This window comes from Holdemania sp. 1001302B_160321_E10, assembly GCF_015552275.1.
Lineage (GTDB): Bacteria > Bacillota_I > Bacilli_A > Erysipelotrichales > Erysipelotrichaceae > Holdemania.
Window position 1 is genome coordinate 64,877 of record NZ_JADNEM010000016.1, and the last position, 10,123, is coordinate 74,999.

The 10,123-nt window shown below is 50.9% G+C and carries 13 protein-coding genes and 1 riboswitch; of the genes, 10 read left to right on the top strand and 3 right to left on the bottom strand.

The window, feature by feature from the left end; genetic code table 11:
- Positions 1 to 26 precede the first annotated feature (26 nt).
- Together I2D94_RS10875 and I2D94_RS10880 are read right to left on the bottom strand one after the other, a co-directional pair.
- On the bottom strand, positions 27 to 326 hold the full coding sequence (locus I2D94_RS10875; protein ID WP_195396910.1) for a hypothetical protein: 300 nt from the start codon (positions 324 to 326) through the stop codon (positions 27 to 29).
- The gene (locus tag I2D94_RS10880) at positions 323 to 1,978 is read right to left on the bottom strand and encodes an NFACT family protein (RefSeq protein ID WP_195396911.1); all 1,656 of its coding nucleotides are present in this window, start codon (positions 1,976 to 1,978) and stop codon (positions 323 to 325) included. The genes I2D94_RS10875 and I2D94_RS10880 overlap by 4 nt, the downstream gene beginning before the upstream one ends.
- A gap of 137 nt (positions 1,979 to 2,115) precedes the next feature.
- On the opposite strand from I2D94_RS10880, the gene gmk reads away from it, so the two are divergent.
- The 9 genes from gmk (at position 2,116) to I2D94_RS10925 (ending at position 9,021) form a co-directional block, all read left to right on the top strand.
- Complete coding sequence (gene gmk, locus I2D94_RS10885; RefSeq protein WP_072683357.1) at positions 2,116 to 2,679, top strand: guanylate kinase; 564 nt, start codon at positions 2,116 to 2,118, stop codon at positions 2,677 to 2,679.
- Positions 2,680 to 2,880: 201 nt separating this feature from the next.
- A complete protein-coding gene (locus tag I2D94_RS10890; RefSeq protein WP_072683356.1) occupies positions 2,881 to 3,624 on the top strand; it encodes a sugar isomerase domain-containing protein in 744 nt (247 codons plus the stop codon).
- 11 nt (positions 3,625 to 3,635) lie between these two features.
- Positions 3,636 to 4,385: a sugar isomerase domain-containing protein gene (locus I2D94_RS10895; RefSeq protein ID WP_195396912.1), complete on the top strand. Its 750-nt coding sequence runs from the start codon at positions 3,636 to 3,638 to the stop codon at positions 4,383 to 4,385.
- Positions 4,386 to 4,409: 24 nt separating this feature from the next.
- The gene (locus I2D94_RS10900; RefSeq protein ID WP_072683355.1) at positions 4,410 to 5,132 is read left to right on the top strand and encodes a sugar isomerase domain-containing protein; all 723 of its coding nucleotides are present in this window, start codon (positions 4,410 to 4,412) and stop codon (positions 5,130 to 5,132) included.
- Between the two features lie 144 nt (positions 5,133 to 5,276).
- Entirely contained in the window at positions 5,277 to 5,996 is a 720-nt protein-coding gene (locus tag I2D94_RS10905; RefSeq protein WP_195396913.1) for a tyrosine-protein phosphatase, read from the top strand.
- Between the two features lie 2 nt (positions 5,997 to 5,998).
- Positions 5,999 to 6,631 (top strand): lactate utilization protein, encoded by a 633-nt coding sequence (locus I2D94_RS10910; protein ID WP_072683353.1) that lies wholly within the window; start codon positions 5,999 to 6,001, stop codon positions 6,629 to 6,631.
- Positions 6,632 to 6,863: 232 nt separating this feature from the next.
- Positions 6,864 to 7,379 carry an antiterminator LoaP gene (gene loaP / locus I2D94_RS10915; RefSeq protein ID WP_195396914.1) on the top strand — a complete coding sequence of 172 codons (516 nt, stop codon included), beginning with the start codon at positions 6,864 to 6,866 and terminating at the stop codon, positions 7,377 to 7,379.
- A gap of 83 nt (positions 7,380 to 7,462) precedes the next feature.
- Positions 7,463 to 8,476, top strand: coding sequence for an aspartate--ammonia ligase (asnA, locus tag I2D94_RS10920; RefSeq protein ID WP_072683351.1), 1,014 nt, complete (start codon positions 7,463 to 7,465; stop codon positions 8,474 to 8,476).
- 47 nt (positions 8,477 to 8,523) lie between these two features.
- Positions 8,524 to 9,021: a hypothetical protein gene (locus tag I2D94_RS10925; protein WP_195396916.1), complete on the top strand. Its 498-nt coding sequence runs from the start codon at positions 8,524 to 8,526 to the stop codon at positions 9,019 to 9,021.
- Positions 9,022 to 9,223: 202 nt separating this feature from the next.
- On the opposite strand, the gene I2D94_RS10930 is transcribed toward I2D94_RS10925, so the two are convergent.
- A complete protein-coding gene (locus I2D94_RS10930; protein ID WP_139248538.1) occupies positions 9,224 to 9,427 on the bottom strand; it encodes a hypothetical protein in 204 nt (67 codons plus the stop codon).
- Positions 9,428 to 9,450: 23 nt separating this feature from the next.
- Positions 9,451 to 9,552, top strand: a riboswitch (purine riboswitch).
- A gap of 64 nt (positions 9,553 to 9,616) precedes the next feature.
- Here I2D94_RS10930 and purE point away from each other — a divergent pair.
- Positions 9,617 to 10,114, top strand: a complete 498-nt coding sequence (gene purE / locus I2D94_RS10935; RefSeq protein ID WP_006060424.1) for a 5-(carboxyamino)imidazole ribonucleotide mutase — start codon at positions 9,617 to 9,619, stop codon at positions 10,112 to 10,114.
- Positions 10,115 to 10,123: the final 9 nt, after the last annotated feature.

Sequence of the window (10,123 nt, forward strand, 5' to 3'; positions counted from 1 at the left end):
GCCAAACAATGCGTGTCGCAGTCAAGTTACAGAATGTCCTTTTTAGGCGGAAGCCGGAAGGACAGAAACAGCTTGCCCAAAATCTGATCCCATCCCTGATCCTTTGGCTCGATGATCCGCAGCTGCGTTTCAGTACGCAGATGATCAATGATCAGCATGGTGTTTTCCGGTTGATTTTCAACCTGTAAAAGCAGCACCGTCACCTGAGGACTGACCTCGGCCTGACTTAACAGCGTGCCGCGGATGCAGCCCCAGCGCAGCTCATATTTTAACTTCTTAACAACCTCCAGATAGGGCAGGGTTAAGCAGTAACGCGTCGTTTTCATGCGCCTTCTTTCAACAGATCGTCTATCACGGCTTCTTCCGGATCGATATAGATCGTTTTGTAACTGGTCAGCGAGACGAAGCCCGGTTTCGCGCCGGGAACCCGCTTGAGATTGCGGATTGGGCAATAGTTGACCGGGACGCTGCTGGAATAGCGGCCTTTGGAGTAATAGGCTGCCACCATCGCGGCCAGCCGCAGCGTTTCCTCGTCAGGCTGTTCGCAATCCAGCACGACATGCGAACCATGGAAATCCTTGGCATGGAACCACAGGTCGTTTTTGCGCGCCAGCTTGAACGTCAGCGCTTCGTTCTGAAGGTTATTCTTGCCGAAATATAACGTGACGCCGTTTGCCAGAGGGATCGCCGTGATCGCCGGCAGGGCCTTCGCCTTTTTGCGGTTGCGGCGGATTTTCGACTGGATCGGCTTCATGTAGCCTAACGCCGCCAGCTCCTCGCGGATTTCGCGGGCATCTTCAAAATTGGCCAGTTCCAGCTGCTGCTCAAGACCCTCGAAATACTCGATCTCTTTCTCGCACAGGTCGATTTGTTCCAATAAATGCTCCTGACCCTTTTTTCCTTTGTTGTATTTCTGAAAACACTTTTTCGCATTGCCGCGTCCGTCGAAGCGGACGTCCAGATCGATTTTGACCTGCCCGCTCTGATCGAAGGTGGTCAAGGTTGCCGACGGCGTGCCTTTGGGAATATTTTGCCCATACGCGTATAACAGATCGCCATATTCACGCCACTTTTCGCAATCCAGCGCTTCCTGCATCGCGTCGAGCAGCTTCGGCAGCTTCTGGCGGTAATGCTTGAGCTGCTTGCGGACAAACTTGAACAGATCGCCGGTCATCTGCCGGATGCGGTCTTTTTCTTCCTTATGATAATACAGGACGTCCATGCCCTCCATCAGCGGATATTCCTTGGCCGGCTGTTCATACTGGGTCAGCGGAATCAGATGAAACTGTGTTTCCTTGGGCGTGTTGGTGATGAACAGCGAATCGCTGCTTTCGATCTGCTTCATGATCGCCGGGAACGTTTCGCCCCGGCGCATCCGCGTTTCGACCTCCCGCCCAAGCAGCGGAGAGAAGCCGTCAAACTGCTGGTGCAGCGGCTGTTGCGGATCGACGGTCTGCGCTGTAAATGGATCCTGTTTCACCGGCTGTTCCGGCAGCGTGAACTGCGCGCCCGGCTGAATCGTGCGCTTGGTGTTTTCAAACGGCGGAATCCGCTTGAGCGCATCGAGAATCCGGTTGTTTTCATCGACGAGGATGACGTTGGCATATTTGCCCATCAATTCGACGTACAGCTTGCGGAAGACCTTATCGCCGATTTCATTACGCAGCGAAACCTCCATCACAAGCCAGCGATCCAGCCCGCCCTGTTGGACAGAGAGAATTAAGCCGCCCTCCAAATGCTTGCGCAGAAGCATGACGAAATGCGACGGCTCCTCCGGGGTCGGATAGGCGCGGTCGGTGAGATTGATGCGGTTGTATTGCGAATGACAGGAAATCAGTAAATTCTTTTTCTCGCGCTGGGTGCGCAGGTGAAACAACAGCTCCGTATTGGAGATCTGATGGATTTTATTGATTTTGCAGGGAAGTATTTCCTGAAACTGCCGGCACAGTGCATGCAGCAGGAGTCCGTCTAAAGCCATGGTGATCAACCTTTCCAAAATGTGTTCCTATTATACCATGATTCTGATAAAATCCCAAACCGGACCGGCCGTGGAATTCGTTGACAATCCTGGGGAAGCTTTGTATTATTAAACCAGGACAAAAGGAGGAAGGAAGCATGAAAAAGGGGTTGCTGATCGTGCTGAGCGGACCGAGCGGAGTCGGGAAGGGGACGATTCTGAAGGAGTTCGTGAATGATCCGGAATTAAACCTGGCGTATTCGGTTTCCATGACGACCCGCAAAATGCGTCCGGGGGAAGTCGAAGGCGTAAATTATAACTTTGTCGACCGGCCGGCCTTTGAACAGGCGATCCGCGAGGGCGAGCTGCTGGAATATGCGGAATTTGTCGGGAATTATTACGGCACGCCGCTGAAAAACGTCGAAAAGCTGCGCGCCGAGGGGAAGAACGTGCTGTTGGAAATCGAGGTGCAGGGCTGTCAGCAGGTCATGGAGAAATGTCCGGACGCGCTGACGATTTTCATTATCCCGCCGAGCATGGATGAGCTGGAAAAGCGGATCCGCGGGCGGGGAACCGAGCCGGAGGAGATCGTGCAGCAGCGCTTGAGCAAGGCGAGCCGGGAGATGGAGCTGGTCGATCAGTACAAGTTCATCGTCTGCAACGAAGACCCGAAGCTGGCGGCGTCGATCATTTCTTTAATCATAAAACGACACATGGAATAGAGGAACCGAAAGACACGGTTCTTCTTTTATTTTGATCGCCGGCGCATGCAAATTATTTATTCTTTAAGCAATATGACAATTTGATTAAATTATTCAAAAACATCGTGAAAGCGGTTGACACTGAAAGCGAAAATAGCTATCATAAAGTCAGCGTAAAGGGTCATTCGCGGGAGTGATTCTGCGTGAAAGGGAGGTTTCAGTATGGCTGAAGCAAAAGAGTTTTTCTCAGCCGCCAAGCACGCTCTTCAAGAGGTTAAAAACACTCAGAGAGAAGCGGTTTACGAAGCGGCGAAAATGATGGGCGACTGCATGCTGGAAAACGGTCTTGTCCAGTTGTTCGGATTGGGACATGGACTGGCGTTTTCCATGGAACTGGGGTATCGTGCCGGCGGGTTGATGCCGTTCCACCAGATCAAAATGGAGGATTTGCTGCTGCGCGGCGTCGTTTCCCCGGAAGAAGCGAACCAGCCTGATTTCAACGACCGCACGGATTTAGCGGATAAATTGTGGAACATGTACAATATTGACGATCATGACATGTTCATCCTGATTTCCAATCCAGCCAACAACGGCGTCATCGTCGAATTCGCAAAGAAAGTAAAAGAAAAAGGCCGCAAGCTGATTGTTGTGACCTCCAAGGCAGAAGCGGAGACTTCGGTTTCACGTCATCCGTCCGGCAAAAAACTGACTGATTATGCCGATTTGATTCTGGATAATTGTGCGCCGAGCCCAGACATGGTGGTCACGCTGGAAAACGGTCAGAAGATCAACCAGGTCTCGACGGTCACCGGCAACGTGATCGCGCAGATGCTGTGTGCTGAAACGTATCGTTATCTGACCGGACTGGGCCATGACTGCCCGGTTCTGCTGAGCGCCAATGTCAAGGGTGCCGATGTCCATAACCGCGAAATCTCAGACGTATATCTGGGACGCTGGAATTCCTAGGAGGTGCGCTCATGAGAGAAATTAATATGGATTTATTCTATGAAGAAATGCTGAAGGTTGTCGATGTTCTGGAAGGCAAGGAAATGGACAACATCCGCAAGGCTTCCGAGGTTTGCGCTGAAACGATCGCTCAAGGCGGCGTCGTGCATGTCTTTGGTTCCGGCCATTCCGTGGGCTTCGGGATGGAACTGGCCGGCCGGCCGGGTTCGTTAGTGCCGTTTCATACTATTGTGACCAGCGATTTCGTTCTGCATGGCAAGGTTTCGTTAGCGGAATTTAAGGATCCGGACAACATTTTTGAACGTCGTGCGGATATTGCGGACCGGCTGTATGATTTATACGACATCCGTCCGCAGGACAGCTTTATTATTATATCCAACTCCGGGATTAACGGCGTTGTCATTGACTTTGCGATCAAGGCAAAGCAGGAAGGTCATAAGGTCATCGTCGTGACCAGCTGGCAGCATACCAGTGCGGAAGCCAGCCGTCATCCAAGCGGCAAGAAGCTTTATGAGATGGGCGACGTGGTCATCGACAACTGCGGGCCGCAGGGCGACGCGTTGATTGAAACAGGCAAGATCGAAAAGATCTGTTCGATTTCTTCGATCACCGGCGCGTTTATCGCGCAGTCGATTACGACGGAAACCTGCCGTCTGTTAAGCGAGAGAGGCGTGGAGCTGCCGCTGCTGCTGAGCGAAGACAGCGAAGAAAACCGCAGGCATAACGCAGAATTAAGACAGAAATACGCGGGCCGTATTTAATAAAGGAAAAGGGAGGTACTAAAAATGTACAATTTTGAATACATGAACAAGGTCGAAGAACTGCTGCACAAAGTGGATGATACCAACAAGGAAAAAATCCAGGAGCTGGCTGTCAAGTTCGCCGACAACATCAAGAACAATCACATCATCCATGTCTTTGGTACAGGTCATTCGCACATGATCGGCATCGAGCTGTTCTGCCGTGCTGGCGGACTGGGCAATGTCAACGCCATTCTGGATCCAGATGCACTGACGAACTTCGGCGCTCGCCGCAGCGGTGCGATGGAAAAGGTTTCCGGCCTGGCTGACGTTATTTTTGATCAGTACAAGATTGACAAAAACGACATCATGATCATCATTTCCAACTCTGGCCGTAACGCGGTTCCGGTTGAAATGGCCATGCGCTGCCAGAAGGAAGGCGTCTACACGATCGCGCTGACGAACCTGCATCAGTCGCAGAACACGACCAGCCGTCATCCAAGCGGCAAGCGTCTGTTCGAATGTGTTGACTGCATTCTGGACAACTGCGTACCTGACGGCGACGCGCTGATGAATGTCGGCGGCGTAGCGACAGGCCCGGGCAGCACGATTTCCAGCATCTTCGTTCTGGATACAATCGTAAACGAAGCGTTAAAGATCCTGGCGGCAGAAGGCTGCGAACTGCCTGTTTTCCAGAGCCAGAACGTCGATGGCTTCAACAACGATGCGATCTACGCGAAGTACGAAGACCGCGTAAAACATTTCTAAGCAATAAGTTAAGGAACTCCGCGGAGTTCCTTTTTTAACAACCTGATTTTCATCACGAATCAAGGAATTGCAGAAGGGCTAGGCCATAGCATTATTTCTAAAATTACGTTACAATATTCTCTGGAAACAGAAAGGGATGGCAATATGGTAAATAAACCAATCCTGCAAGGGACGCACAACACCCGCGAGTTAGGGGGCTATCCGCTTAAGGATGGTGGGCAGACAAAAAGAAATCGTTTTCTTCGCAGCGATTCTTTATGCGGTTTAACACTGGAAGATTGGCAAGTTTTAAAGAAAAAAGGACTATCGTTAGTCATTGATTTACGCTCTGAGTTTGAACAGGAACAAGCGCCGGATCCGAAACTGGGCGTAGAGCATCTGAGCTTTCCGCTGTTGGACCAGGTGAATTCCGGGATGAGCGCATCGGGTTTTCCCTCCGATATGGGTCAGGTTTATATCGGCTTACTGGATCACAGTCAGAATACGATAAAAAGAGTATTTGAAGCGATGGCGGACACCGCAGGGTGTATTCTGTTCCATTGCACCGCAGGAAAGGATCGCACAGGCGTTACGGCAATGCTGCTGCTGGACTTGGCCGGGGTAGAGGAAGACCTGATCGTCGAGGATTACGCGGCAACCGCTTTGTATCTGAATCCGCATTTGAAGGATCAGCTGGCAATGCTGAAAAAGATGGGAATTCAGGATCCAGACGCCGTTTTAGGATCGCCGAAATCCAATATGATCCGTACATTGGACCATTTGCGGAAAACGTATGGATCGGCTGAAAAATATTTAAGACAGATCGGCCTCAGCGATGCTAAAATAGAAGTGCTGAAAGAATCATTGCGGGAAAGGGTGGAGTGAAAATGGATAAGCATACGCAAACGCTGCGGTGGACGCAGATGCTGCAGGCGAAGAAAAAGCTCGAAGACCATCAGTTTCAAGTCGATCTGTTTCCGACACAAAAAGAATGCCTTGAATATTTGAAGGGACTGCTGAAAGATCAGGTATCGGTCAGCGTCGGCGGGTCCATGACGTTATTTGAAACCGGCATTCTTGATTTTCTGGAAAACAATCAGGACATACAATATCTGGATCGTTATCACAGCGATCATCCGCACGAGATTTATCACGCGGCGCTGTCCTGCGATTATTTTCTGACCAGCACCAACGCCGTTACGATGACCGGTGAATTATACAATGTGGATGGTAATGGAAACCGCGTTGCGGCCATGATTTATGGGCCGGAACACGTGTTGGTCATCGCCGGCGCCAACAAGATCGTCAAGGATCTGCAGGCAGCTCAGGATCGTGTAAAGACCCTTGCGGCTCCGGCCAACTGTGTTCGTTTAAATAAGGATAATCCGTGCACAAAGATCGGGTATTGCGCCGATTGCCAATTACCGACCCGGATTTGTTCCGCCGCGGTTACGCTGCAGCGCAGCCATGTACCAGGACGCATTCATGTCTTGTTGATCAACGAAGATCTCGGTTACTAATTCAATATTTTTCAGGCGGTCGATTTCGGCCGCTTTTTTATGACAATCCATCCGCATAAAGAAGGCGACAGAAGTTTGTCAGACTGGCTGAGAATCGACCCTTGAAAAGTGGAAACGAAGTCACTTCCTTTCAGTAACGCTATGTGAAAGTAGAAACAATCCCGTTTGTTTCTTGACATTTCCGGGTGAACTTTGTATCCTTTAAACGATTCTTGTCGAAAGGGGAGATCGAATGAACTGGTATGTACTGTTTGTCCGCGGCGGCATGGAAGAAAAAATCCGCGATTTTTTTCTCAGCCAGGGACTGCATGCCTTCATTCCGAAGATGAAGGTCGTCTTCAGAAAACAGGGAATCTCCGAACTCGTCGAAAAGATTATGTTCCCCGGCTATCTGTTCATTGAAAGCGAGCTGGAACAGGCGGCGATGGATGAACAGATTAAAGAACTGCGGATGCAGAAAACGGGAATCGTCAAGCTGCTAAAATTCGATAAAGAAGGAACCCCGGCGCTGCGCAGCGAGGAGAAGGACTATCTTGAGCGGCTGCTGGGCAAAAATAAGGTGCTGGAACACTCCACCGGTCTGATTCAGGGCAATCAGGTCATCATTACCGAAGGCCCGCTGCAAGGCTTCGAGTCGCAGATCGTGAAGATCGACCGGCATAAGCGGAGAGCTGTGCTGGAACTGGAGCTTTGCGGTCAGCCGACGCGCGTCAGCGTTTCGCTGGAAATCGTTCAAAAGATTGATTAAGGGCAGGAGAAATTCCTGTCTTTTACTTTTGTTATGACGAGGATGCTGGTATAATAAAAGACAGTTTTGAAATGGGGGATACCATGTCGATCGAACACTGCATACTGCCTGAGCATTACCGCTCGCTGCTTAACCAGAAAGAAACCCAGATGGCGATCAAGCTCGTCAAGGATACCTTTGAACGCAAGCTGGCGGACAACCTGCGCCTGATCCGCGTCAGCGCCCCGCTGTTTGTTGAAGCCGCCAGCGGTCTTAACGACAACCTCAACGGCGTGGAGCGCCCGGTTCACTTTGACGTCAAGGAAACGCAGACCGAAGCGGAAATCGTTCATTCGCTGGCGAAGTGGAAACGGCTGGCGTTAAAACAATATGACTTTGGTCCCGGCGAGGGCTTATATACTGATATGAACGCGATCCGCCGCGACGAAGATCTGGACAATCTGCACTCAATTTACGTCGATCAGTGGGATTGGGAAAAAATCATCCTGCGCCCTCAGCGGACGCTGGAGCAGCTGGAAGAAACCGTCCGCCTGATCGTGCGCAGCTTAAAGGAAACCGACGAAGTGCTGTGCGCCAATGTGCCGCAGATCACGCCGATCATTGAAGAAAAAGTCAAGTTTATTACCGCGCAGGAACTGTTGGACCGCTATCCGTCGTTGACGGCGAAGCAGCGGGAAGACGCGGTCACGAAAGAATACGGCACGGTCTTTATTGAACAGATCGGCGGACTGCTGAGCAACGGTCAGCCGCATGACGGGCGGGCGCCGGACTATGACGACTGGCAGCTCAACGGCGACTTGCTGATCTGGGACGCCGTTTTGAATCGGGCGATGGAAATCTCATCAATGGGCATCCGTGTCGATGAGGCCAGCATGATCGATCAGTTGAACAAGGCCGGCTGTCCCGAACGCTCGGTGCTGCCGTTTCACCGCGCGTTATTGGCGGGGGATCTGCCGTTAACGATGGGCGGCGGCATCGGTCAGAGTCGGATCTGTATGCTTCTTTTGCATAAGGCGCACATCGGCGAAGTCCAGGCTTCGCTGTGGCCGCCGATCATGCGCAAGCTGTGCCACGATAACGGAATCGAGCTGCTTTAATAAAGCCACGGCCATTCAATTCAATTACAACACAAGGAAGGAACCCTATGGAAATTTTTAATCTTATTTTACTCCTGTTTTTTGCCGGCGCCTGCGTCTGGCTGATCCGGATTCTGCTGCGGCAGAAGAAAGCGATTCAGATTTACTGCTGCTTCTGGACGGCGTCGCGGATAATGATCCTGATCGCCGCTTCACTTTGCTTTCTGCCGTTTCTGGCGCTGGACTTCAGTCCGATGACGGTGCTGCGCTCGGTCTTAATGGCGGTGGTCATCATCATGTTCGCGCTGATCAGCGATGGTTTGGGCAGCGATGGTTTCATGTATATGGGCAGCGCGGTGCCGTTTGACGCGATCACCGAGTATGACGTCAAGGAAGTCAAGAATAAATGCAAGGTCGTGATGACGGTCAAGGAAGTGGACAAGAAGGGCAAAACCTCTTTGACGCAGCTGACGTTTGACTTTAAGAAAGAACAGAAGGACGAGGTTGCCAATCGCTTAAAAGCGGTGATCGGCAAGAAATATCGCCGGATGAAGCTGGAGCGTTAAGGCTCTTGCTTCTTTTTTCTGTTGGTATTGCGGCTCTGTCGTCTGAGCTTTCCGGCTTCGATATTTTCATCCTTATATTATAAGACAGCGAAATATTATAAGACAGCTTACCCTGCGGCAGACAAAGCCGTCTCCGCCGGCAGCATCGCGGTAGCCTCCAACCACAGTACGTTTCTTTCGATGACGCTGGAAAAGGGAAAGATCAACGCCAGCTTTGCCGACGCTGAGGCAGCAGCGCCCCGAAGCTTGCCTCAATTTTAGGTAAAATCTCAACAAAACCGAAGAAAAAGCCTTTTTTTGCCTGCGTGTTTATGGTATTATATCCGCGTGAAAGGTGACTGGTGAGCAATGACAACGATGAGCATTTCCATGGAGGATACTTTTCATAAAAATCAAAATTAAGCATGGGTGTTTTGCACCTGTGTTTTCTTTTTGACGTCTTGGTGATTTTGTATAATCGTGGGAATAAGGCTCACAAGTTTCTACCTTGCTGCCGTAAACGGCAAGACTACAAAACGAAGGCTTTTTTGTTTTTGTTTTGTAGACATTGGAGGTTCTCTGATGTCTTTTTCTATTTCTAAATTCAAGGAGGAGTATGAAAATGGAAGAAAAAGCAGTAGTTGGGATCGTCATGGGTTCAATGAGCGATTATGAGGGAAACGTTTCATTCACCTGTGAAACACTGGAATCCTTCGGTATTCCGTATGAAAAGATTGTGCTGAGCGCGCACCGCACACCGGATGAAACGATCGAATACGCAAAAACAGCGTATGACCGCGGGTTAAAGGTGATCATCGCGGCTGCCGGAGGCGCGGCGCACCTGGCGGGTGTGATCGCCGGCTGCTCGACACTGCCGGTAATCGGCATCCCGATGAAGACCAGCACGCTCGATGGTCTGGACAGCCTGCTTTCCATCGTTCAGATGCCGGCCGGGGTTCCGGTAGCGACTGTTGCGATCGGCAAGGCCGGATGCAAAAACGCGGCTGTGCTGGCGGCGACGATGCTGGGGGCGTTTGATCCGGAAATGCACAAGAAGATCGAAGCGCACAAAGCGGACATGAAGAAAAACGTCTTAGAAAATATGAAATTCTAGAAATGGAGA

Coding starts and splice junctions, on each gene's coding strand:
- I2D94_RS10890 (WP_072683356.1), top strand. CDS start 2,881: ATGGCTGAAGCAAAAGAGTTTTTCTCAGCCGCCAAGCACGCTCTTCAA.
- asnA (WP_072683351.1), top strand. CDS start 7,463: ATGTCGATCGAACACTGCATACTGCCTGAGCATTACCGCTCGCTGCTT.
- gmk (WP_072683357.1), top strand. CDS start 2,116: ATGAAAAAGGGGTTGCTGATCGTGCTGAGCGGACCGAGCGGAGTCGGG.
- I2D94_RS10905 (WP_195396913.1), top strand. CDS start 5,277: ATGGTAAATAAACCAATCCTGCAAGGGACGCACAACACCCGCGAGTTA.
- I2D94_RS10880 (WP_195396911.1), bottom strand. CDS start 1,978: ATGGCTTTAGACGGACTCCTGCTGCATGCACTGTGCCGGCAGTTTCAG.
- I2D94_RS10925 (WP_195396916.1), top strand. CDS start 8,524: ATGGAAATTTTTAATCTTATTTTACTCCTGTTTTTTGCCGGCGCCTGC.
- I2D94_RS10930 (WP_139248538.1), bottom strand. CDS start 9,427: ATGCTTAATTTTGATTTTTATGAAAAGTATCCTCCATGGAAATGCTCA.
- I2D94_RS10910 (WP_072683353.1), top strand. CDS start 5,999: ATGGATAAGCATACGCAAACGCTGCGGTGGACGCAGATGCTGCAGGCG.
- I2D94_RS10875 (WP_195396910.1), bottom strand. CDS start 326: ATGAAAACGACGCGTTACTGCTTAACCCTGCCCTATCTGGAGGTTGTT.
- purE (WP_006060424.1), top strand. CDS start 9,617: ATGAAAATGGAAGAAAAAGCAGTAGTTGGGATCGTCATGGGTTCAATG.
- I2D94_RS10900 (WP_072683355.1), top strand. CDS start 4,410: ATGTACAATTTTGAATACATGAACAAGGTCGAAGAACTGCTGCACAAA.
- I2D94_RS10895 (WP_195396912.1), top strand. CDS start 3,636: ATGAGAGAAATTAATATGGATTTATTCTATGAAGAAATGCTGAAGGTT.
- loaP (WP_195396914.1), top strand. CDS start 6,864: ATGAACTGGTATGTACTGTTTGTCCGCGGCGGCATGGAAGAAAAAATC.